This is a genomic window from Streptomyces sp. NPDC048590 (assembly GCF_043199535.1).
In the GTDB taxonomy this organism is placed as follows: Bacteria; Actinomycetota; Actinomycetes; order Streptomycetales; family Streptomycetaceae; genus Streptomyces.
Genome location: NZ_JBICWC010000004.1, coordinates 23370 through 45587, shown reverse-complemented (window position 1 = coordinate 45587; position 22218 = coordinate 23370). Strand labels below are relative to the sequence as shown.

Sequence of the window (22218 nt, the reverse complement as noted above, 5' to 3'; positions counted from 1 at the left end):
ACGCGCATAGACCGCTCTCCGGCGCGATAACTTCACCCCGCCCCTGCCCTCTGTGCCCCCGCTCCTGTCCGGCCAAGGAGAGTGCGTCATCAACGCGTCCAGCAGTCCCCCTGCCGTAGAACTGCACGGCATCACCAAGCGCTTCCCCGGTGTCGTGGCCAACCACGACATCGGCATCACCGTACGCAAGGGAACGGTCCACGCCCTCGTAGGTGAGAACGGCGCCGGAAAGTCCACCCTGATGAAGATCCTCTACGGCATGCAGAAGCCGGACGAGGGCACCATCGCCGTGGACGGCGAGCAGGTCTCCTTCGGCAACCCCGGTGACGCCATCGCGCGCGGAATCGGCATGGTCCACCAGCACTTCATGCTGGCCGACAACTTCACCGTCCTGGAGAACGTCGTCCTCGGCGGCGAGAAGCTCCACGGCATCGGATCGGCCGCGCGCAGGAAGATCAAGGAGATCTCCGACGCCTACGGACTCGGCGTCCGTCCCGACGCCCTCGTCGAGGACCTCGGGGTCGCCGACCGTCAGCGCGTGGAGATCCTCAAGGTCCTCTACCGCGGCGCCCGCATCCTGATCCTCGACGAGCCGACCGCCGTGCTCGTACCGCAGGAGGTCGACGCGCTCTTCGCGAACCTCCGCGAGCTCAAGGCCGAGGGCCTCACCGTCATCTTCATCTCCCACAAGCTCGGCGAGGTCCTCTCCGTCGCCGACGAGATCACGGTGATCAGGCGCGGCACGACCGTGGGCACCGCCGACCCGGCGACCACCACGACCAAGCAGCTCGCCGAGCTGATGGTGGGCAGCGAGCTGCCCTCGCCGGAGACCCGCGAGTCCACGGTGACCGACGTACCGATGCTGAAGGTCGAAGGACTCTCCCTCGGTGTGACCGACCCGGACGGGGTCGTGCGCGACGTGCTGTCCGACATCGGCTTCACCATCCACAAGGGCGAGGTCCTCGGCATCGCGGGCGTCGAGGGCAACGGGCAGACCGAGCTGATCGAGACGCTCGTCGGCATGCGGAGCCCGGACAGCGGAGTCATCACCCTGGACTCCGCGGACATCTCCTCCGCCCCCACCCGCAAGCGGCGTGAGGACGGCATCGGCTACATCCCCGAGGACCGCCACCGCCACGGTGTCCTGCTGGACGCCCCGCTGTGGGAGAACCGCATCCTCGGCCACGTCACGGAGAAGCCCAACAGCAAGGGCTGGCTCCTCGACCCGAAGGCCGCGCGCAGCGACACCGAGCGGATCGTCCGCGAGTACGACGTCCGCACCCCGGGCATCGAGGTCACGGCCGGTTCCCTCTCGGGCGGCAACCAGCAGAAGCTGATCGTCGGCCGCGAGATGAGCCACAACCCCAAACTCCTGATCGCCGCCCACCCCACCCGAGGGGTGGACGTCGGCGCACAGGCGCAGATCTGGGACCAGATCCGCGAGGCGCGTCGCGAAGGGCTCGCCGTCCTGCTCATCTCGGCGGACCTGGACGAGCTCATCGGGCTCTCCGACACCCTGCGCGTCATGTACCGGGGGCAGCTGGTCGCGGACGCCGACCCTGCCACCATCACACCCGAGGAACTGGGCTCGGCCATGACCGGCGCCGCCGCCGGTCACCTCGAAGCGGCACCGGAGGACGAGGCCCGATGAAGAAATTCGACAAGGACCGGATCGTCCTGGGCTTCGCCGGCCCGGTACTCGCCCTGGTCGTCGCCTTCGTGCTGAGCACGCTGGTACTGCTCATCTCGAACCGCGACCCGTTCGAGCTCTACCGGCTGCTCTTCGAGCAGGTGTCGTACAGCGATGTGCAGGTCCTGATCATCAACCAGGCCGGGACGTACTACCTCGCCGCGCTCGCGGTGGCCGTCGGCTTCCGGATGAACCTCTTCAACATCGGTGTGGACGGCCAGTACCGCCTCGCCGCGATGGTCGCCGCCCTCGTCGGCGCGAGCGTCTCCCTGCCCGGACCGCTCCAGATCGCCCTCATCGTCGTCGTGGCGATGCTGGTGGGTGCCTTCTGGTCCGGTATCGCGGGCGTCCTCAAGACCACGCGGGGGGTGAGCGAGGTCGTCTCGACGATCATGCTTAACTCCATCTCGACCTCGCTGATCGCCTGGCTGATCCTGCCGAAGAACTTCGGTGAGCAGGCGGCCGGATCCAACAACCTGACCACCGGGGAGATCCCCGAGTCGGGCTGGTTCCCGGGTCTGTCCCTCAGCCCGGAGGCCGGGGAGATCTACGGATTCACCTTCGTCGCCGCCGGCTGCGGCCTCGTCTACTGGTTCGTCCTGAACCGCACCCGGTTCGGCTTCGACCTGCGTGCCACCGGCGCCAGCGAGAGCGCGGCCCAGGCCTCCGGTGTGGACGCCAAGAAGATGATCCTCACCTCCATGCTGATCTCCGGCGGTATCGCCGGGCTCGTCGGCATGCCGACGCTGCTGGGTGACACGCACACCTACAGCCTCGACTTCCCGGTGGGCCTCGGCTTCACCGGCATCACCATCGCGCTGCTGGGCCGGAACCACCCGGTGGGCATCGCCCTCAGCGCGCTGCTGATCGCCTTCCTGGACAAGGCCTCCTCGCCGCTCGACCAGTTCGGCTTCGAGAAGGAGATCGCCACGATCATGCAGGGGCTGATCGTCATCTCCGTCGTCGTCAGCTACGAGCTCGTCCGGCGCTACGGGACCCGCCGTCAGCAGCAGAAGGTCGGCGAGGAACTCGCCGCCGGCCACGCCCTCACCACCGAGAAGGAGGCGGCCCTGTGAGCACCGCAGTCCGCGCCGCACGCGGCGCCGCTCCCAAGAGCGGCGGCCGGCGCAAGCTCTCCCTGCCCGTCGTCCTCCTGATCATCGCGGGCGCCCTCGCGCTCGTCTCCCTCGTACGCGTCATCAGCGGCGCGGACGACGTGACTTCCGTCGGCCAGGTGCGCGGCGCGCTCGAACTCGCCGTCCCGATCGGGCTGGCGGGCCTCGGCGGGCTCTGGGCCGAACGCGCCGGAGTGGTCAACATCGGTCTCGAGGGCATGATGATCCTCGGCACCTGGTTCGGTGCCTGGGCCGGCTTCCAGTGGGGCCCCTGGGTGGGCGTCCTCTTCGGCATCATCGGCGGCGCCCTCGGCGGGCTGCTGCACGCGGTCATCACCGTGACCTTCGGGGTGAACCACATCGTCTCCGGTGTGGCGATCAACATCCTCGCCGTCGGCGTCACCCGCTACCTGTCGAACTTCACCTTCGCCGAGGAGCCCGGAGGTTCCTCCAAGCAGTCCCCGCGCCTGGAGGAGATCGACAAGATCACCATCCCCGGCCTGTCCGACTGGATGCAGGACCTCCAGGCGCACCACTGGTTCTTCGTCTCCGACCTCGCCGGCATCATCGGCGGCCTGGTCACCGGACTCTCGCTGCTGACCGTGGTCGCCCTGCTCCTCATCCCGGCCACCTGGTGGATCCTGTGGCGCACCCCCTTCGGGCTGCGGCTCCGCTCCTGCGGTGAGAGCCCCGTGGCCGCCGAGACCCTCGGCGTCAACGTCTACAAGTACAAGTACATCGCCGTGACGATCTCGGGCGGCCTGGCCGGGCTCGGCGGCGCCTTCCTGGCGATCGTCGCGACCAGCATCTACCAGGAGGGCCAGACGGGAGGCCGCGGCTACATCGGTCTCGCCGCGATGATCTTCGGCAACTGGATGCCCGGCGGCATGGCACTGGGCGCGGGGCTCTTCGGCTTCACCGACAGCCTCAAGCTCCGCGGCGGCGCCGAGAACGTCCACGCGATGCTGCTTCTCCTCGCGATCCTGCTGGTGATCGTCGTGTTCTGGCAGCTGTACCGGAAGAAGTACCTCAGCGCGCTGATCTCGGCGGTCATCTCCGCCGGCCTGTTCGCCTGGTACGGCCTGACGGACGAGGTCCCGAGCCAGTTCGTCGACGCGGCGCCGTACGTCACGACGCTGCTGGTCCTCGCCCTGTCCGCGCAGCGGCTGCGGATGCCCAAGGCGGACGGCGTGCCGTACCGCAAGGGCGAGGGCAAGTGACCGCCCCTTCCGGAGGGGCGGCCCCGCCGCCCGTCGACTGGGACGCCCTGCGCGAGGCCGCCCGGGACGCCATGTCCCGGGCGTACGCCCCGTACTCGGGCTTCCCGGTCGGGGCCGCGGCCCTCGCCGACGACGGCCGGGTGATCACCGGCTGCAACGTCGAGAACGCCTCGTACGGCATCAGCCTGTGCGCGGAGTGCGGGCTCGTGTCGCAGCTCGCCGCCACCGGTGGCGGCAGGCTGACCCACTTCACCTGTGTCGACGGCACGGGCTCCGTGCTCGTGCCGTGCGGCCGGTGCCGCCAGCTGCTGTACGAGTTCGGCGGCCCGGAACTCGTCCTGGAGACGCCGGACGGCCTCCGCACGCTCGACGAGATGCTGCCGCAGTCGTTCGGACCGCAGCACCTGGGGTAGTCCCCTGCCGTGACGCCGTCCCCGGCGGGCCTCTACGGCCTGCCGGACGGCGTGGCGGAACGTTCTCTCTCTATGCGCGTAGAGTCAACGGGACTCTCTCGCCCACCCATCCGGCCGGAAGGACTCTCCTCCCATGGACGCCATCTCCGTCATCCGTACCAAGCGGGACCGGGGCGAGCTCAGCCCCGAACAGATCGACTGGGTCATCGACGCGTACACCCGCGGCGAGGTCGCCGACGAGCAGATGTCCGCGCTGGCCATGGCGATCCTGCTGAACGGCATGAACCGCACCGAGATCGCACGCTGGACCGCCGCGATGATCGCCTCCGGCGAGCGGATGGACTTCGGCGCCCTCTCCCGCCCCACCACGGACAAGCACTCCACCGGGGGCGTCGGCGACAAGATCACCCTGCCGCTCGCCCCGCTGGTCGCCGCCTGCGGCGCGGCGGTGCCGCAGCTCAGCGGCCGGGGCCTCGGCCACACCGGCGGCACCCTCGACAAGCTGGAGTCCATCCCCGGCTGGCGCGCCCATCTCTCCAACGCCGAGATGCTCGACGTCCTCGACACCACGGGCGCCGTGATCTGCGCTGCGGGCGACGGACTCGCCCCCGCCGACAAGAAGCTCTACGCGCTGCGCGACGTCACCGGCACCGTCGAGGCGATCCCGCTCATCGCCAGCTCGATCATGTCCAAGAAGATCGCTGAGGGCACCGGCGCGCTCGTCCTGGACGTCAAGGTCGGCTCCGGCGCCTTCATGAAGACCGTCGAGGACGCCCGCGAACTGGCCTCCACCATGGTCGCGTTGGGCACCGACAGCGGTGTGCGCACCGTCGCGCTGCTCACCGACATGGCCACCCCGCTCGGCCTGACGGCGGGCAACGCCCTGGAGGTCCGCGAGTCCGTCGAGGTCCTCGCCGGCGGCGGCCCGCAGGACGTCATCGACCTGACACTGGCCCTCGCCCGCGAGATGCTCGACGCGGCCGGCCTCAAGGACGCCGACCCGGAGAAGGCGCTGGCCGACGGCTCCGCCATGGACGTCTGGCGTCGCATGATCTCCGCCCAGGGCGGCGACCCGGACGCCGCACTCCCCGTCGCCCGTGAGCAGCACGTGGTCAGCGCTCCCTCCTCGGGCGTGCTGACCCGGCTCGACGCCTACGACATCGGCGTCGCCGCCTGGCGCCTCGGCGCGGGCCGGGCCCGCAAGGAGGACCCGGTGCAGGCGGGCGCGGGCATCGAACTGCACGCCAAGCCGGGCGACACCGTGACCGAGGGGCAGCCGCTGCTGACCCTGCACACGGACACCCCCGAGAAGTTCGACTACGCCCTGAAGGCGCTGCCCGCCGCGTACGACATCGCCCCGGCCGGCACCCCCTTCACCGCCACGCCGGTGGTGCGGGAACGTATCGCCTGACCTGCGGTTTCCTCGTAGGGGTGAACGGGACCGGTGGACCTCCGCCGGTCCCGTTCGGCATGCTGGGATCGGTGACGCACCTATTGAGGGAGACCGCCATGAGCGCACTCACCGTCGATCCCGTGCCGGGCCACGGCCAGGAATGGGACGACGTGGTCCGTATCTGGGAGGAGACGGACGCACCCGAGGGCTGCAAGGTGGAGATCATCGAGGGGATCGTCACCGTGTCGGCACCGCCGTCCAAGGACCACAACACCACGGCCGAGCTTCTGCAGCGCAGGCTCTACACCGTCATCCCGGAGGACTGGGGGGTCTACCAGACGCTCGGCGTCTCGGTGCCCGGCCGGGCCGGGCTGTACATCCCCGACCTGGTCGTCGTGCCACGTGCGGTGGCCACCGGTCCTGGCAACCGTGTCCCGGCGGAGGAGGCACGGCTCGTCGTCGAGATCACCTCGCAGGCCAACGCCAACCACGACCGCATCGGCAAGGCACGCGGATACGCGAAGGCGGGCGTCGAACTGTTCCTGCTCCTCGACCCGTGGCAGAGCGGCCGCCCGACGGCGACCCTGTACGGAGAGCCGAGCGACGGCACCTACCGGCTGCTGGAAGCCGTCGAGTACGGCGAGACGCTGACGCTCCCGAAGCCGTTCGGCCTGGATCTGGACACCGGGATCCTCCCGGCCGGCTGAGGTATCGGCTCCGCGGCCGATGAGTTCCGGCCGCCCGGCCGGTCTCCCTGATGTGGATGCCACAGCTCCGTACGCCCTCGTCGTCACCGGCCGGATCACCCGGGCCGATGTGCCGGCGCTCTGTGCCGAACTGGAGGCCATGCTCGCGAGCGGCCCGGAAGCGCCCGGAGGCGTGGTCGTCGACTGCGATCTGGCCGGCGTGGTGCGCCCCGACCTCGCCGTGGTCGAGGCCGTGGCGCGGCTCTCCCTGATCGCCCGCAGGGCGGGCGGACGGACGCTGCGGCTGCGCGGTACGCCTCCCGAACTCGTCACGCTGCTGGACCTGCTGGGGCTGGCCGAGGTGATCTCCATGGCGGAGCAGCCACCGGCGCCTGGTGAGGTAGGTCACGACGGGCCGCGCGGCGCGTGACGCAATGGGGACGTGTCACTTCTCCGCCACCGCCCGGCATTGTCCCGGCAGCGTTCGAAGCGTTCTGATTCGTCCATGCAAGCTTCCCCCGCGGCCCTGCTGGCCGTGCTCCTCGCCGTCCCCTTGGCGGTGCCCGCGTCCGCCGCGCCCGTCTCCGAGCCGCCTGGTGACCAGGTCACCAGGATCGTCACACTCAACGACGCGCCGCCCGTCAGCGAGCGGTCCGCCGACGACCGGGAGGCCGCCGCCTCAGCCGTGACCGGCGCGCAGCGCGAGGTCGTCGAGGCAGCCCGCGGCGCGGGCGTCGACATGAAGGTGACCCGGCGCTACCGGTACGCGCTCAACGGGTTCGCCGTACGGATACCGGCGTCCCAGCAAGCCCGGCTCGCCGCCCTCCCCGGCGTCGCGTCCGTCTCCGCGCCGGTCCGCTACGAGGCCCCCGAGCCACCCACGCCCGCCACCGAGGAGCAGGTCCGCAAGGCACTGGCCGCCTCGGCGAAGTCCGCGAAGGGCGAGGGGTCGTCCTCGGGACAGGAGACCGTCACCGTCACCGGTCTCACCGGAGTACCCGAGGTACACCGCGCAGGCCTCACCGGCCAGGGTGTGACGGTCGGAATCATCGACAGCGGCGTGGCCTACGACCACCCGGCACTCGGCGGCGGCGGTTTCCCCAATGCCAAGGTCACCGGCGGTTACGACTTCGCCGACGGGGACGCCGATCCCTACGACGACAGCCAGGGGGGTGCCGCCGGACACGGCACCCACGTCGCCGGGATCATCGCCGGCGACGACGAACGGATCCGGGGCGTCGCACCGGACGCGGAGCTGCGGTCGTACCGCGTCTTCGGCAACTCCGGCCAGGGGGCCGGGGAGGAAGTGATCCTCGCTGCCCTCGACCGGGCCGCCGAGGACGATGTCGACGTCGTCAACATGAGTCTGGGAACCGCGATCGGCTCCCGCAGTACCGACGTCCTGGCCACGGCCACCGACCGGCTCGTCGCATCCGGCACCACGGTGACCGTCGCCGTCGGCAACGGCTACGCCGGCCCCTTCAGGGCGGCGTCGCCCGCCGTCGCCGACCAGGCGATAGCGGTGGGCTCCACCTTCAGCACCGGACTTCCCCACCTCGCGCTGACCGTCGACGGGGACGACGCACCGATCGCCTTCGAGGTCTCGGGCCGCGGGCCGGTCACCCCCGCTTCCGGCGGGGCGCCGTACGCCGTGATGCCCGGAAGCTGCGACGCCCTGCCCGAGGGAAGTCTCCGGGGCAGGATCGCGGTGTTCCCGCCCGCGCACTTCTCGGGCACCGGCGCGATCTGCCGTCCGATGGACCTGGCCCGTACGGCCGAGGCGGCGGGAGCCGTCGCCGCCGTCCTACATGACCCCGCCATCCCCGCCGACGCCATTCCGGGGCAGCCCTGTTGCGGTGCCACCGGCATCCCCTTCGTGGCAGTCTCCGAGGCCGGCGCGAAGCGCATCCTCGCCCGGCCCGAGGGCACGCGCCTCGACTGGGGCTCCTACACGGAGCTCCAGGCGCCCGGCGACCAGGCGGGTCTGATGGACTACGGGTCCGCCTGGGGACCGGGCAACGAACTGGAGTTCAAGCCGGATCTCGCCGCCCCCGGCGGTTACATCCTCTCCACGATGCCCAAGGACCTGGGCTGGTACGGAGTCTCGTCCGGCACCTCCATGGCCTCGCCGCACGCGGCCGGAGTCGCCGCCCTGCTGCTCCAGAAGAACCCCGGGCTCACCCCCGTCCAGGTGCGCGCCGCGCTCCAGAACACCGCCACCCCCCTCGCCATGACCGGCGACCCGGAGCGTGGCGACCAGCCCGTCGCCCAGCAGGGCGCCGGACGGATCAACGCGGTGGCGGCGGTCGCCGCGGTGTCTTACGGCGGTGTCACGGCCTCGCCGTCCGAACTGCCGCTCGGCGACCTCGAGGGCCGGCCCGTGATACGCCGCATCACCGTGCGCAACGACTCCGACCGGGCCCAGTCGTACACGGTGAGGCACCGGGCGGCGGTCTCGGCCGCACCCCCCTACACCTTTGAGTGGCAGGCGGACGACGGTGCGGCCGGCGGCCGGGTCCTGGGACCGGACCGGGTCACCGTTCGCCCCCGCTCCAGCGCGAGCGTGCTCGTCCTGGTGACCCAGCCCCAGGGGGCGGTCGAGGGGACCCTGTTCGGGGGATGGTTCGAGTTCGCTCCCCAGGGAGCCGGAACCCGCCCCACGCTACGGGTCCCCTACCAGGGCCTCGCCGGTGACTACGACGCGGTGAGCGCCATCAACCCCACCTTCACCGCGATCAACACCACGATCGACAACCCGTCGCTGCGGCCCGGTGTCTTCTCCTTCGGGAAGAATCTCCCGCTGGACGTCGACCTCACCGACGCGAGCACCACCAACGACTCGGCCGCGGTGATGCTGTCTCACGGCTTCCCGCTCCTGGAGCGGCTGAGGCTGCAGGTGGTGGACGCCTCGGGACGTGTGGTCGCCATCCCGCGCGACGACAAATGGGTCACGCGGAACTCCGGTGCCGGGACGGGGATGGAGTTCTACTCCTGGGACCTGAACCTGGCCGACGGAACACCGGCCCCCTCGGGGACCTACCGTCTCAGGTTCGTCTTCGACAAGGCGCTCGGCGACCGTGACCACACACCCGGCACGGAGACCTGGACCTCTCCGAAGATCACCCTGGTGCGCTGAGCCCGCGTCCACGGATCTCCGCGTCCGAACGGCCGCCCCCGTACCCGCCCGCACGCAGGGCGGGCACAGGGGCGGCCCCGTGCCCGTACCGGCGTTCTATTCTCGTCGCAGGCGTACGGAGCCCGGCCGCGCGGTCCGGGGCAGGGTTCCGTGCGGAGCGGGGAGCGGCATGACCGTCTCCGAGCGGTGCCGGAAGGGGACAGTGTGCTGGAGGATCTCGGGCTGACGCCCGAGGAGGAGCGGGTGTACCGCGCCCTGGTGGCGCGTGCGGACGCCACCGAGGAGGAGATCGCCGACGGCGCTCCGCACGCCGCGACGGGGGTGACCGCGACCGCGCTCGCCTCGCTCCGGCGGCGTGGCCTGGTCACGGCCCATCCGGACGGGAGGCGATTCATGGCCGTCTCGCCCGAGCTGTCGCTGGGTGTCGAGCTGATCGAGCGCCGCGAGGGTCTCCAGCGTGCCGAACTCGCCCTGTCCGAACTGGTGGAGGCCTACCGCACGGGCAGCATGGTGCGGGGCCAGCGGGAGCTGGTCGAGGTGGTCGAGGGCGTGCGTGCCGTCCAGCAGCGCTACGTGCAGCTCCAGTTGTCGGCCCGGAGCACCATCGACTTCTTCTCTACGGGCGGCCACGAGGCCGTGGGCCCCGACACGACCCAGGAGAACCGTGCCCTGCACCGCGGGGTGCGGTTGCGAGGGGTCGTCGACGAGAGCTTCCTGCGCCAGCCCCGCGGCACGGACAACCTGGACGAGGCCGTGGCGGAGGGCACCGCGATACGTACGACACGGGAGATACCGCTCAAGCTGATCATCTGTGACGGCGAGGCGGCGATGCTGCCCCTGCGCGGCCACGGTCCCGACGTCGACCCGAGCATCCTGCTGCGCGGCGGTCTGGTGAACGTCGCCCGCGCGCTCTTCGAGTCCGTCTGGGAACGGGCGCTTCCCTATGGCGAGACCGCCCGCGGGTCAGGGGACATCGACGACACACGGCTTCTGCAACTGCTGCTGGCGGGGCTGACGGACACGGCGGCCGCCAAGCAACTCGGGCTCTCCACCCGGACGGTGCAGCGGCGCGTCCAGACCCTGATGGGCCGCGCGGGCGTCTCGACACGGCTCCAGCTCGGATGGCACGCCCGCCATCATCACTGGGTCTGAGAGCGGGACGCGGAGGAGCCCCGTCGAGGACCGCACCCGGCGGCACCTCGACGGGGCTCCTCCCGCGTGGAGACCCGTCAGCGCACCGCGTACGCCCGGGTCACCGTCTGGGTGACCGAGGAGCCGTCGGCCGCCGTGGCGTGGACCCGCAGATCGACGTGACCGCCGTGACCCGCCCGTGTGTTGTCGACGAACGCGGTGAAGGTGCCGGCGAGCCGAGCGACCGGTGCCTCGACCCAGTGAGCGCCGTCGTCGTAGGAGACCTCCGCCGCGTAGGAGGTCAGCTCCGGGTCGTAGCCCGGCTGCCCCACGGCCTTCAGCCCGATCGGGAAGGCACGGACCATCAGTGCCCTGTTCTTCGTGTCCACCGGGACCTCGTACCTGGGCAGGATCAGCGGCAGCGACGACACCTCTGACGTCCCGCCCGACCGGAACGTCCATTCCGTCCGCGACGAGGTGGACAGCTTCCAGTCCCGGTTCGCCGGGATGTCGTAGTTCCGCTTTACGTTCATCTCCAGCGCGTACGAGGCCTCTTCTCGCGGAACGGGCCATTCCCCGGTGCTGTCCGGGATCGTGCCGACCGTCTCGCGCTCACGGCGCAACGTCACGGTCGGACGGTCGGTGAAGGTACCGAAGGCGTAGTGCCCCTCGGCGTCGCCGAACAACGGGATCCGGACGCCCATGCTCTGCTCGTCCCGTACCGCGATCTGGCCCGCCTCACCCGTGTTCACATCGGCCGGCGTCTGCGGGGTGACCGGACCGCGGTACCAGGTCTCCAGGTCCTTCGCCGGTTCTTCCCACCGGCGCAGGTGGCTCACCATCAGCTCGTTCGTGCCGCCCGCGCTGCTGGACGCCATGGGCAGCCATCCGGTGCCGGTGGTGTAGAACGCCGAACGTGCCGAAGGCACCTTGATCTGCCGCGGGAGGCCCATCACCTCGGTTCCGAGACCGGTGAAGGGGGACGCGGCGACGCTGTCCCCGTAGACATCGTCCTTCAGCTGGCTGTGCCAGACCTCCGTGACCCGGCTCATGTCCCGCTCGCGGACGCGCAGTGCGAGGCCTGCGGGGATCCCGTGCTCCATCCCGTGGGCGATGTTGTAGACGAAGGGGCTGGACGCGTTGCCCTTCCAGCGGACTTCGGAGCCGGCCGACGCCGCGTCACCGAGCCGCGCGTACTCCGCCTGGTCCACACCCAGCACGGGCAGTGCGACGTCGGTGAACGGCTGCCAGGAGCCTGGGAACCCGTGGCCCACCAGAACGCCCGCGGCCCCCCGCTCCAGTGCGTCCTTCGTCACGACGCGCAGCCGTTCCACCGAGCCGGCGTCACTGGTGCCGAGGTCCACCAGGACCATCCTGTCCTTCACGTCGTGGGCCGCGAGCTCCGTGGCCGAACCGTGGCCGACGTCCACCACCCGCGCGTGCCCCGTGTCCGGCAGATAGGTGATCCCGTCGGTCGTCACCGCGCTGTAGGCGGCGTACCGGGCATCGATCCGCCTGCCGTCGCCGGTGCGCAGGTCGAGCAGGGGGGCGTAGGCACGGGTCACGTAGCCCACGTGGGCGCCCTTCCACGCCGGGGAGTCCCCGGAGGCGGCGATCACCACGTCCCTGGCTGCCGCGGAGCCCACGTGCACTCCCGTCGCGAAGACACCCGCCGGGTGCTCGCGCTTGTAGAGGACCGCCGTCGTCGCTCTCTCCGACGGGCGGTCACCCGAGACCTCGATCGGCTTGATCGCGCGGCCGTCCAGGGTGATGGTCGCGTCCTTCGTGTACGTCTGCCCGGGGCGTACGTACTGGGCGACCGAACGCGTGGTGCGGTAGAGGTCGTTCTCCGTGATGCCCGGGTCGAAGCCGTAGAGCGCGGCGTCCATGTCGTAGGTACCCGCGCGTACGGTCAGCTGGGCGACGCCGTCATCGAAGTAGGCGCGGTGCACCGTGACCAGGGACGGCGACAGCAGGTCCACGTAGCTCAGGAGTCCCGCCGGGTCACCGGCACGATTGGTTCCCTTGAAGGTGAGCGTCACCATGTGCGGTGCGGCATGGAAGCCGAACGCCGTCACCGACCTGGCGCCGTCGGTGCCCGTGGCGGTCACCCGGCCGGTCATCTCGCCGTACGAGTCGTCCGGGAGGCCGTCCGACGCGCTCATGGTGAGAGTGGCGCTCGCGCTGCCGTGCGCCGGGACGGTGACGCTGTCGCGGTCGAGCGAGGCCGAGCCGGCCGGGGCCGGCTTCCCCGAGGGGTCGAAGGTCTCGGTGGCCAGGTCGAGGTTGACGTCCTTGTCACCGCCGTTGTCCCACGTCAGCGTCCTTCGCACGGCCTGGCCCCCGGTGTGGGGCCAGGCGAGCGTGCCGCCGTCCACCGCGGCGGGGCCCGTCAGAGTGGCGCTGTCGCCCCGGGCGACATCCAGGAAGCCGGCGCCCTGGGCGAGCGGAAAGTCCTTCGCTCCGGGACGGACCGAGGACGTCAGGGCACGCTTGAGTGCGGCTCCGCGCAGATCCGGGTGTCCCTGCGCGAGGATCGCCGCGGCCCCCGCCACGTGCGGGGTCGCCATGGAGGTTCCGCTCGCCGCCGTGTAGCGCTCGTCGACGGGGGCGCCCATGGAGGTTCCGGCGGCGCGGGCGGCGACGATGCCGACGCCCGGGGCCGTGATGTCCGGCTTGCCGTAGTGCGCGCCCTCGCCGTCGTAGACGTCGCCGCGGCTGGAGAACGAGGCGGTGGACAGGTCCCGGTCCGCCGCTGCCACGGTCAGGGCGCCCCGCGCGCACCCCGGTGTCCCCACGGTCGAGGCGCCGGGGCCGGCGTTGCCGGCCGCCATGACGAAAAGGGCGGATGTGGAGTCCGACAGGGTGTTCACCGCGTCGGCGAGCGGATCGTCGCACTTCCCGCCGGTTTCCGAGCCGAGGCTCATGCTCACGACGTCCGCACCCTCGGCGACGGCCCACTCCATCCCGGCTATGACCGCGGAGGTGGGCCCCGAGCCGCTGTCGCTCAGCACCTTGCCGACGATCAGGTCGGCGTCCGGTGCCACGCCCTTGTTCCTCCCGGAGGATGCCGCGCCCGTGCCACCCACGGTGGAGGCGACGTGCGTGCCGTGGCCGTGGCCGTCCACCGTGTTGCCCTTGCCGGTGAAGTCCTTCGACGCCGAGACACGCCCGTCCAGGTCCGGGTGGGTGGGATCCCAGCCGGTGTCCAGGACCGCCACCTTGATGCCCTTGCCGGTGTGGCCCGCCTTCCAGGCATCCGGGGCACCGATCTGGGGGACGCTCCGGTCGAGGGACGCGGACACCTTGCGGTCCAGCCAGATCTTGGCGGGGGTGCTCGCGGAACGCGAGCCGCCGGACGCCGTCACGGCCCGCCAGAAGACAGCGGCGGAGTCCTTCGGAGCGGTCAGGGCGGCCACCCCGAGGTCGGGAAAGGTGCGGGTCGCGTCCGACGCGGGAAGCGCCGCGGCACGCGCCGTCATGGCCCCCTTCGCATACGTGGCGAGCAGGGGTACGGAATCGGAGCCCGCGTCGTCGTAGCCGTACTCGATCAGGGTCCGCACGTCGAATAGGGCCTCGTCGACGCGACCTTCCGCTATGTACCGGGTGGCGTCCAGCGGGACGACGAAGAGGCTCTCGCCCTCCTGGCGCGTCTGGTACTCGACGGGCCGGCCGTCGCTGCCCGTCACCGACATCAGTTCGTCACCCTTCATGAGGACGCGGTCCCCGGTGACGAGGGTGACCGCGTGCGGCTCACCTGTGGCGGCGAGCGCGGACGGTGTGCCGGTGGGTCCGGACGGTGCCCCGACAGCGGGCACGGTCACGCCGGCCACGGCGCAACAGGCCATGGCCGCCAGGGCGGTTCTGCGAAGGGTGCGTGCTCGCGGTGGTCGCGGGCGTGGCTGACTGCTCATCACGGTCCTCAGGGAAGGGAAGAGGGGTGTCGGGGGGTGGGGTCCCCTGAGACCGTAGGAGGGGGGATCGCCGTGTGGCAGACGGCGGAGGTGTCGCATCAGGGAGATGTCGGATAGCCGCCACACCGGAGGTGCCTTGCTCGTGTGAGCGGCCGCCGGTCACCGCGCGGAGCGTTGCTCCCGCGAGGCGGCGGGGGAGAGCCGCCGCTGCCGGATCAGCGGGCTCGTGCGCCGTCGCGTGCGATGACGGTGACGCACGACCTCTGCACCATGCGGCCGTCGAAGTGACTCTCCCCGGGCACCTTCACGGACAACAAAGGGCCGGCGCTCCCGGAGGGAGCCGGGGCCGGCGATTCGCATCCGCCCTCCGGCTGCGGTCCCGGGGCGGGGTTCTCGCGGGGAGGGACGGAGGCGGGCGCGGGGCCAGGCCCCGCCGTGGCGGACGGCTCGCCCAGCCACAGCGTCGCCGCCCAGCCGCCCACCACGAGGAGCCCCCAGCCGAGCAGCAGGGCTCTGGGGGTCCTCACGCCGCGTCCGCCTCCAGGTGGTCCGGCAGGCCGAAGAGCGGGAACCAGCGCGGGGTGTCCAGGAAGCAGTGCATCCCCGTGATCGCGCCGTCGGAGATGTCGATGACCTGCACCGCCCACGGCACGAAGCCCGGGCCGTCCGGATTCGGCTTGTAGTGGGCGAAGGCGGGGGAGCCGTTGGCCTCGGTCGCCACCAGCCGCGAACCCTCGCAGCTCGCGCCGATGGAGAGCATGAAGCCCGTGATGTCCTCGTGCCCCTGGAGCCAGAGGTCGAACGGCGGCATGGTCATCACCGCGTCCTCGTGGAGCAGGGCCGTCAGCGCCGCCATGTCGTACCCCTCGAACGCCGCCACATAGCGGTCCAGCAGCTTGCGCTGCTCGTCGTCGAGCGGGTTCGAGGTGTCGGGCGCCGAGGACTCCGTGTCCGACAGGGTGGCCCGGGCCCGCTGGAGGGCGCTGTTGACGGAGGCGACCGAGGTGTCGAGAAGCTCGGCGACCTCGCTCGCCTTCCACGCCAGGACCTCGCGCAGGATCAGCACCGCGCGCTGCTTGGGCGGCAGGTGCTGGAGGGCGGCGACGAACGCCAGACGCACCGACTCCTTCGCCACGGCCGCCTCGGCCGGATCGGCCACCGAGGGCAGGATCCGGCCGTCCGGCATCGGCTCCAGCCAGGTGTTCTCCGGAAGCGGGTTGAGCGCGGCCTGGGCGAGCGGGGTCGGGCCGGTCAGGTCGACGGGCCGGGCCCGCTTGTTGCCTGCGTTCAGCATGTCCAGGCAGACGTTGGTCGCGATCCGGTAGAGCCAGGAGCGCAGGGACGAGCGGCCCTCGAACTTGTCGAAGCTGCGCCAGGCGCGGACCAGGGTGTCCTGGACCGCGTCCTCCGCCTCGAAGGCCGAGCCGAGCATCCGGTAGCAGAAGCCGGTCAGTTCGACCCGGTGCCCCTCCAGCCGGCTGTCGATGTCCGCTGTCGCTGTCCGATCACTCATCGCTCCACCCCTGTTGCGCTGTGACACCGCTCACCCGGCACTGTGGAAGCTACCGCAGGGCACTGACAACAGGGGCCGGAACGAGGAAACCGCTGCTCAGGTACCGGGCTTGCGGCCGTAGACGTAGACGTCGTCGCCGTTCTTCAGCAGATTCCAGTATGACTTCGCGTCCGAGGGACGCATGTTGACGCAGCCCGCCGAGCCCGGGTTGTTGTACATCGACTTGGTCACCGAGTGGAACGCCTGACCGCCGTCGAAGAACTGGGCGTACGGCATGCTCACGTCGTAGAGCGTCGACCAGTGGTCGATGTTGCGCCAGTAGATCTTCTTGGAACCGGTCCGGGTCTCGTCACCGTTGCGGCCGGTGCGCACGGGGACCGGGCCGAACTTCAGCTTGGAGCCGTCCTGGATCCAGCTCAGCTGCCTGGTCAGGTCGACGCACGCGATGCGGCCCTTGTTGGTGGGGCAGTTCTTCGCCGCGTTCGGGTTCTTGCCCGCCGCCTTCTGCGCGGTGATCGTCTTCATCGTGCGCCAGGTGACCGGACCGGCGTAGCCGATGGCCGGGGTGATGCCCTTCGCCACCTGGAACGAGCGGATCGCCGAGCAGTCGGCCGACGACTGCCGTCCGTCGGCCGTCCGCCCCAGCCACTTCTCGACCTGCTTCTGGTACGGCCCCTGCGACGCCGTGCAGGACGCCGCCTGGGCGGACGTACCCGTGCCCAGGACCAGGGCCGGAGCGGCCACCAGCCCGGCGACGGACAGGACCGCCCCGCGCCGTACCCGCACGGCGGGTATCTTCCCCATGATCGTCATGTACGTCTGCTCCCCTTCGCGGTCGTCCGCGGATCGTGACTCCGCTTGTTGGACGCGCTCGGGGGAGCAGCGGTTGTGCCGGGAAGGTCTCAGTTGTGCAGCGGTTGCGGCGCACCCGCGTGGAGCCGCTCGGAGCGCGCCGCCCGGCTCCCGAACAGGGTGATCGTCAGGACGCCGAGGACGGCCAGGACGCCCAGCCCGACGGTGCCGGCCCAGCCGCCCGCGTGGAAGGCGACGGCGCCGAGCGTGCCGCCCGCGCTGGACCCGAGGTAGTAGGCGGACTGGTAGAGCGCCGATGCCTGAGCCCGGCCGGTCGTCGCCGTACGGCTCACCGAGGACGAGGCGACCGCGTGCCCGGCGAAGAAGCCGGCCGTGATCAGGACCAGGCCGCCGAGCACCGCCGCCAGCTGGTCGGCCAGGGAGAGCAGCAGACCCGCGGCCGTGGTCGAGACCGCCAGGTAGAGCGCGCCCCTGCGGCCCAGCCGGGCGACCAGCCTGCCCGCGGCGGCGGAGGAGACCGTGCCGACGAGGTAGACCAGGAAGATCGAGCCGACGACGCCCTGCGGGAGGGAGAAGGGCTCTTCGACGAGCCGGTAGCCGATCACGGTGTAGACGCCGCCGAACACCGTCATGAACAGCGCGCCGATCGCGTACAGCCTGCGCAGGAGCGGGTTGGAGAGGTGACCGGTGACGGTCTTCGCGAGCGCCTTCGGGTTGAGCGAGGCGGGGCTGAAGTGCCGGGCCCTGGGGATCAGGAGGTGGAAGGTGACCGCGCAGGCCACGGCCAGCAGTCCGATCGCTCCGAGCGCCACGCGCCATCCCCACAGCTGGGCGACCCAGCCGGCGAGGATACGGCCGCTCATCCCGCCGATGCTGTTGCCCGCCACGAACAGGCCGATCGCGGCCACCAGTGCCTTGGGCCGTACCTCCTCGGCCAGATACGCCATCGCGGACGCGGGCAGACCGGCCAGCGCGGCGCCCTGGACCGCGCGCAGCGCGATCAGCCAGCCGAGCGACGGGGCGAACGGCACCAGCAGTCCGATCACCACGGCCACCGCGAGGGAGGCCGTCATCATCTGGCGTCGCCCGAAGCGCTCGGAGAGGGCGCTCAGCGGCAGGACGCACAGGGCGAGTGCCCCGGTGGCCGCCGAGACCGTCCAGCTCGCCTGCCCGGCGGTCGCGCCGAAGGACGCGGAGACCGAGGGGAGCAGGGCCTGGGTGGAGTAGAGGAGTGCGAAGGTCGCGATCCCCGCCGAGAAGAGCGCGAAGCTCATCCTGCGGTAGCCGGGACCACCGGGTGTGAGGCGGTCCTGGACGGTCTGGGTGAGGGCGGCCGGGGAAGACGGAACGGCGGCGTCCAGCGCGATGGTGGACGCCCCGGTACTGGCAGGAGGCATGCGTCGAACGTAGACCGCGGGGTTTCATGCGTCCAATGCATGAAACCGCCATAATCGTTCCCATGGTGCATCAGTACAGCTCACAGCCTCGGCTGTCACCGAGCAGTTACGAAGAAGACATCCGGGCCGTGCTCGCCCCCCGTCTCGCGTACTTCGAGGCGGTGGCCCGCCACGAGCACGTCACCCGGGCCGCTCAGGAGCTCGGCGTCCCGCAGTCCACGCTGTCGCGCGCCATGGTGCGGCTGGAACAGGACCTGGGGGTCGCCCTGTTCGCCCGCAAGGGCCGCACCGTCTCGCTCACCCCCGCCGGCCGCACCTTCCTGGGATCCGCCGAACGCGCGCTGGCCGAGGTCGAGAAGGCGGCCGACTCGGTCCGCGCGGACGCCGACCCCACGGCGGGCAAGGTCGCCTTCGGCTTCCTGCACACCATGGGGTCCGAGACCGTGCCCGCCCTCATCCGGGCCTTCCGCGCCGACCACCCACGGGTCCGCTTCCAGCTCGTGCAGAACTACGGCGAGGCGATGATCGAGCGGCTGCGGGGCGGCGAGCTGGACCTCTGTCTCACCTCTCCCGTCCCCGACGCGCCCGATCTCGTCGCCATGCGCCTGGACGAGCAGCGGCTGCGCCTGGTCGTCCCGGACGAGCACCGGCTGGCGGGCCGGCGGCGCGTGCGCCTCGCCGAGGCCGCCGACGAAACCTTCGTGACCCTCGAACCCGGCTACGGGCTGCGGCGGATCACCGACGACCTGTGCGCCGAGGCGGGGTTCACCCCGCGGGTCGCCTTCGAGGGCGAGGAGGCGGAGACCCTGCGCGGCCTGGTCGCGGCGGGGCTCGGGGTGGCGCTGCTGCCGCCGCCCGCCGTCGCCAGGCCCGGGGTGGTCGAGCTGGCGGTGACCGCGCCGCGCGCGGCGCGCGAGATCGGCGTCGCCTGGCTGGACGGGCACCCTGACACCCCGCCCGTAGCCGCGTTCAAGCGCTTCCTGCTGTCACGCAGGGGGAGCCTGCTCCCGGACTGACACGGACCGCCCGCCTCAGTGTTTCAGCGACTGCCCGAACCCCGCCGCCAGCGGCATCCGCAGGCCCAGTGGCGGGGGAGCGGCGAACGCGTCGGCGACCGGGCGGGCGTACGGCCGGGCGAAGAGCGAGCCGGCGACGAAGTCGGCGGCGAGAGCCATGACTTCGGCGCGGTGCTGACGCAGCGCGTGGCCGTCCGAGTGCACCTCGAAGCGACAGGTCTCCCGGTTCACCTTCTTCGCGCGTTCCGCCAGCCGGTAGGAGAGCTCCGGGTCCGTCCGGGCGTCGTTGGTGCCGTGCACGAGGAGGACCCTGCGGCCGGCGAGCTGCCTCACCGGTTCGGGCTCCGGTTCCGGGTCCGCCGGCAGCCAGGGCGCCAGCGCCAGCACCGAGCTGACCGCTTCGTGTCCGGCGCCGCGCAGGGCGGCACGGCCCCCCATGCCGTGCCCCGCGAGGCACACCGGGATGTCGCCGTAGCGGCGCTGGACCTCGTCGGCCGCCCACTCGGCGTCGGCCGCCAGGCCGGCACCCGAGTTCCAGCCCCGGCTGCGGTAGCGCACGACGTGCACCGCGAGCCCCTCGCCCTGCCCGGCGCGGGCCAGGCTTCGGGCGAACGGCAGCTGCGCCGCGTACGAGAGAGCGGAGGGACGGCGACGCGAATCGGTCTCGCCGTCCGGGAGCAGCAGGACCACGCCGCTGACCTCGGGTGCAGCTCCGGCCGTGCGAACGGCCCGTCCCAGCCTGGCGGCAGGCAGGGGAAGTGTGCGCTGTGCCATGACAGAACAGTGTCAGAAGGACAGGTGTACTCCACCCGGCTTCGCGGTCACTGTTACGTATCGGCACCGGCGCTCTACGCGCGTAGGCGCTAGAGTGCCCTGATGACGAGCCAGACCCTGAACGTCCCCGGCCCCGACCAGATCCGCCGCGCCCCCAAGGTGCTGCTCCACGATCACCTCGACGGTGGCCTCCGCCCCGGCACGATCGTCGAACTCGCCCTGGCCCAGAACTACGAGGCCCTGCCCGAGACCGAGCCCGACAAGCTCGGCATCTGGTTCCGTGAGGCCGCCGACTCCGGTTCGCTGGAGCGGTACCTCGAGACCTTCGCCCACACCTGCGCCGTCATGCAGACCCGCGACGCGCTGTTCCGGGTGGCCGCCGAGTGCGCCGAGGACCTCGCCGAGGACGGCGTCGTGTACGCCGAGGTGCGGTACGCGCCGGAGCAGCACCTCACCGCCGGACTGTCACTCGAAGAGGTCGTGGAGGCGGTCAACGAGGGCTTCCGTGAGGGTGAACGCCGGGCCCGGGCCAACGGCCACCGCATCCGGGTCGGCGCCCTCCTCACCGCCATGCGGCACGCCGCCCGCGCGCTGGAGATCGCCGAACTCGCCAACCGGTACCGCGACCTGGGCGTGGTGGGCTTCGACATCGCGGGCGCCGAGGCCGGCTACCCGCCCACCCGTCACCTGGACGCCTTCGAGTACCTCAAGCGGGAGAACAACCACTTCACGATCCACGCGGGTGAGGCCTTCGGGCTGCCGTCGATCTGGCAGGCCCTCCAGTGGTGCGGCGCCGACCGGCTGGGCCACGGTGTCCGGATCATCGACGACATCGAGGTCGCCGACGACGGCACCGTGACCCTGGGCCGCCTCGCCTCCTACGTGCGCGACAAGCGGATCCCGCTGGAGCTCTGCCCGACGTCCAACCTTCAGACCGGCGCCGCGGCCTCCTACGCGGAGCACCCCATCGGGCTGCTCCGGAAGCTGCATTTCCGGGCGACCGTGAACACGGACAACCGGCTGATGAGCGGGACGAGCATGAGCCGGGAATTCGAGAGGCTGACCGAGACTTTCGGATACACGCTCGACGACATGCAGTGGTTCACAGTCAATGCGATGAAATCAGCGTTCATCCCTTTCGATGAACGTCTGGCGATGATCAATGACGTGGTGAAGCCCGGTTATGCGGAGCTGAAATCCGAATGGCTGTTCCGGCAGACCGCTGTGACCAGCGCTTCTTCATCTCTGGCGGGCTGATAAAAGCATCGTGGAAACGGCCGGGAGTGCATGTTCCCGGCCGTTTTCCGTGTCGTCGCGTGTTTGCGGGAGCAGTGGTGGGCTGACTACGTTGCAGAGCCGCTCCCATCCCTCTCCCCAAGGATGAATTTCACATGAAGCAGTCTGCTGTCAGGACCCTCGGTGTCGCCGCTCTCGGTGCCGCTTTCGCCGCCGCCGGTGCCGGAAGTGCCTCCGCCGTCGCGGTGCCCGTCGACGCCCTGGCCGGAGGCCTGCCCTCCAACGTCGCCCTCGACTCGGTCACCGAGGCGCTGCCCGCGGCGCAGGAGGCGGCCGGCGGTCTCCTCGACCAGCAGCAGCGCGGCGGCAGCGAACTCTCCTCCCCCGGTACCAACCTCCTCGGCGGCATGCCCGCCGGAGGCCTGACCGGCGTGCTCCCGATCGGCGGCTGACCAGCGGCACGAAGATGGGGCGCACACCCGGTCAGGGTGTGCGCCCCATCTGTTCCGTCCCCGTGGTCCCGCCGGTCACCAGGCCGTCGCGGCCGGGCTCTTCTCCGAGGGGAGCAGGACCCACAGCGCCAGGTAGAGCAGGAACTGCGGGCCGGGGAGCAGGCAGGACAGCAGGAAGATGACTCGCATCGTTCCGGCGGAGGTGCCGAAGCGGTGTGCAAGCGCCGCGCACACTCCACCGATCATGCGTCCTTCGCTCGGGCGGACAAGTGCGGCCATGGTGGGCTCCTTCGCGAACCGTTTCGGGGAGCGGCTCCGT

The 22218-nt window shown here is 71.1% G+C and carries 19 protein-coding genes; 12 read left to right on the top strand and 7 right to left on the bottom strand.

Annotated features, from left to right (window positions below; genetic code table 11):
- Positions 1-64 precede the first annotated feature (64 nt).
- The 9 genes from ACGFNN_RS12425 to ACGFNN_RS12385 all read left to right on the top strand — a co-directional run bounded on the left by ACGFNN_RS12425 (position 65) and on the right by ACGFNN_RS12385 (position 10805).
- Positions 65-1651: an ABC transporter ATP-binding protein gene (locus ACGFNN_RS12425; RefSeq protein WP_393556212.1), complete on the top strand. Its 1587-nt coding sequence runs from the start codon at positions 65-67 to the stop codon at positions 1649-1651.
- Positions 1648-2766 (top strand): ABC transporter permease, encoded by a 1119-nt coding sequence (locus ACGFNN_RS12420; RefSeq protein ID WP_362538782.1) that lies wholly within the window; start codon positions 1648-1650, stop codon positions 2764-2766. Before ACGFNN_RS12425 ends, ACGFNN_RS12420 begins: the two co-directional genes overlap by 4 nt.
- Positions 2763-4025, top strand: coding sequence for an ABC transporter permease (locus ACGFNN_RS12415; protein ID WP_385022882.1), 1263 nt, complete (start codon positions 2763-2765; stop codon positions 4023-4025). Before ACGFNN_RS12420 ends, ACGFNN_RS12415 begins: the two co-directional genes overlap by 4 nt.
- On the top strand, positions 4022-4438 hold the full coding sequence (locus tag ACGFNN_RS12410; RefSeq protein ID WP_393555195.1) for a cytidine deaminase: 417 nt from the start codon (positions 4022-4024) through the stop codon (positions 4436-4438). The genes ACGFNN_RS12415 and ACGFNN_RS12410 overlap by 4 nt, the downstream gene beginning before the upstream one ends.
- 133 nt (positions 4439-4571) lie before the next feature.
- Positions 4572-5849, top strand: coding sequence for a thymidine phosphorylase (locus tag ACGFNN_RS12405; protein ID WP_393555193.1), 1278 nt, complete (start codon positions 4572-4574; stop codon positions 5847-5849).
- Between the two features lie 98 nt (positions 5850-5947).
- Positions 5948-6538, top strand: a complete 591-nt coding sequence (locus tag ACGFNN_RS12400) for a Uma2 family endonuclease (protein ID WP_393555191.1) — start codon at positions 5948-5950, stop codon at positions 6536-6538.
- Between the two features lie 52 nt (positions 6539-6590).
- Complete coding sequence (locus tag ACGFNN_RS12395) at positions 6591-6947, top strand: STAS domain-containing protein (RefSeq protein ID WP_393555189.1); 357 nt, start codon at positions 6591-6593, stop codon at positions 6945-6947.
- Between the two features lie 75 nt (positions 6948-7022).
- A complete protein-coding gene (locus ACGFNN_RS12390; RefSeq protein WP_393555187.1) occupies positions 7023-9653 on the top strand; it encodes a S8 family serine peptidase in 2631 nt (876 codons plus the stop codon).
- A gap of 204 nt (positions 9654-9857) precedes the next feature.
- The gene (locus ACGFNN_RS12385; protein WP_393555185.1) at positions 9858-10805 is read left to right on the top strand and encodes a helix-turn-helix domain-containing protein; all 948 of its coding nucleotides are present in this window, start codon (positions 9858-9860) and stop codon (positions 10803-10805) included.
- A 77-nt stretch (positions 10806-10882) separates the two neighbouring features.
- Here ACGFNN_RS12385 and ACGFNN_RS12380 read toward each other — a convergent pair whose 3' ends face one another.
- The 5 genes from ACGFNN_RS12380 to ACGFNN_RS12360 all read right to left on the bottom strand — a co-directional run bounded on the left by ACGFNN_RS12380 (position 10883) and on the right by ACGFNN_RS12360 (position 18421).
- The gene (locus ACGFNN_RS12380) at positions 10883-14608 is read right to left on the bottom strand and encodes a S8 family peptidase (protein ID WP_393555183.1); all 3726 of its coding nucleotides are present in this window, start codon (positions 14606-14608) and stop codon (positions 10883-10885) included.
- A gap of 305 nt (positions 14609-14913) precedes the next feature.
- On the bottom strand, positions 14914-15225 hold the full coding sequence (locus tag ACGFNN_RS12375; RefSeq protein ID WP_393555181.1) for a hypothetical protein: 312 nt from the start codon (positions 15223-15225) through the stop codon (positions 14914-14916).
- Entirely contained in the window at positions 15222-16211 is a 990-nt protein-coding gene (locus tag ACGFNN_RS12370) for a sigma-70 family RNA polymerase sigma factor (RefSeq protein WP_393555179.1), read from the bottom strand. Before ACGFNN_RS12370 ends, ACGFNN_RS12375 begins: the two co-directional genes overlap by 4 nt.
- Positions 16212-16307: 96 nt before the next feature.
- Complete coding sequence (locus ACGFNN_RS12365; protein WP_393555177.1) at positions 16308-17024, bottom strand: L,D-transpeptidase family protein; 717 nt, start codon at positions 17022-17024, stop codon at positions 16308-16310.
- 89 nt (positions 17025-17113) lie between these two features.
- Entirely contained in the window at positions 17114-18421 is a 1308-nt protein-coding gene (locus ACGFNN_RS12360; RefSeq protein ID WP_393555175.1) for an MFS transporter, read from the bottom strand.
- 62 nt (positions 18422-18483) lie between these two features.
- Here ACGFNN_RS12360 and ACGFNN_RS12355 point away from each other — a divergent pair, with 62 nt between their 5' ends.
- Entirely contained in the window at positions 18484-19437 is a 954-nt protein-coding gene (locus ACGFNN_RS12355) for a LysR family transcriptional regulator (RefSeq protein ID WP_393555173.1), read from the top strand.
- 15 nt (positions 19438-19452) lie between these two features.
- Here the strand turns inward: ACGFNN_RS12355 and ACGFNN_RS12350 are convergent, their stop codons facing one another.
- The gene (locus tag ACGFNN_RS12350; protein ID WP_393555171.1) at positions 19453-20211 is read right to left on the bottom strand and encodes an alpha/beta hydrolase; all 759 of its coding nucleotides are present in this window, start codon (positions 20209-20211) and stop codon (positions 19453-19455) included.
- Positions 20212-20313: 102 nt separating this feature from the next.
- Between ACGFNN_RS12350 and ACGFNN_RS12345 the strand changes: the two genes are divergently transcribed.
- Both ACGFNN_RS12345 and ACGFNN_RS12340 read left to right on the top strand, forming a co-directional pair.
- Complete coding sequence (locus ACGFNN_RS12345; protein WP_393555170.1) at positions 20314-21468, top strand: adenosine deaminase; 1155 nt, start codon at positions 20314-20316, stop codon at positions 21466-21468.
- Between the two features lie 134 nt (positions 21469-21602).
- Positions 21603-21899 carry a hypothetical protein gene (locus ACGFNN_RS12340; protein WP_393555168.1) on the top strand — a complete coding sequence of 99 codons (297 nt, stop codon included), beginning with the start codon at positions 21603-21605 and terminating at the stop codon, positions 21897-21899.
- A 75-nt stretch (positions 21900-21974) separates the two neighbouring features.
- Here ACGFNN_RS12340 and ACGFNN_RS12335 read toward each other — a convergent pair whose 3' ends face one another.
- Positions 21975-22178, bottom strand: a complete 204-nt coding sequence (locus ACGFNN_RS12335; RefSeq protein WP_362538809.1) for a PspC domain-containing protein — start codon at positions 22176-22178, stop codon at positions 21975-21977.
- Between the last annotated feature and the right edge of the window lie 40 nt (positions 22179-22218).

Excerpts from the sequence above, each read along its gene's own strand:
- ACGFNN_RS12420 (WP_362538782.1), top strand. The coding sequence starts at position 1,648 with ATGAAGAAATTCGACAAGGACCGGATCGTCCTGGGCTTCGCCGGCCCG.
- ACGFNN_RS12405 (WP_393555193.1), top strand. The coding sequence starts at position 4,572 with ATGGACGCCATCTCCGTCATCCGTACCAAGCGGGACCGGGGCGAGCTC.
- ACGFNN_RS12400 (WP_393555191.1), top strand. The coding sequence starts at position 5,948 with ATGAGCGCACTCACCGTCGATCCCGTGCCGGGCCACGGCCAGGAATGG.
- ACGFNN_RS12390 (WP_393555187.1), top strand. The coding sequence starts at position 7,023 with ATGCAAGCTTCCCCCGCGGCCCTGCTGGCCGTGCTCCTCGCCGTCCCC.
- ACGFNN_RS12370 (WP_393555179.1), bottom strand. The coding sequence starts at position 16,211 with ATGAGTGATCGGACAGCGACAGCGGACATCGACAGCCGGCTGGAGGGG.
- ACGFNN_RS12365 (WP_393555177.1), bottom strand. The coding sequence starts at position 17,024 with ATGACGATCATGGGGAAGATACCCGCCGTGCGGGTACGGCGCGGGGCG.
- ACGFNN_RS12360 (WP_393555175.1), bottom strand. The coding sequence starts at position 18,421 with ATGCCTCCTGCCAGTACCGGGGCGTCCACCATCGCGCTGGACGCCGCC.
- ACGFNN_RS12355 (WP_393555173.1), top strand. The coding sequence starts at position 18,484 with ATGGTGCATCAGTACAGCTCACAGCCTCGGCTGTCACCGAGCAGTTAC.
- ACGFNN_RS12350 (WP_393555171.1), bottom strand. The coding sequence starts at position 20,211 with ATGGCACAGCGCACACTTCCCCTGCCTGCCGCCAGGCTGGGACGGGCC.
- ACGFNN_RS12345 (WP_393555170.1), top strand. The coding sequence starts at position 20,314 with ATGACGAGCCAGACCCTGAACGTCCCCGGCCCCGACCAGATCCGCCGC.
- ACGFNN_RS12340 (WP_393555168.1), top strand. The coding sequence starts at position 21,603 with ATGAAGCAGTCTGCTGTCAGGACCCTCGGTGTCGCCGCTCTCGGTGCC.
- ACGFNN_RS12335 (WP_362538809.1), bottom strand. The coding sequence starts at position 22,178 with ATGGCCGCACTTGTCCGCCCGAGCGAAGGACGCATGATCGGTGGAGTG.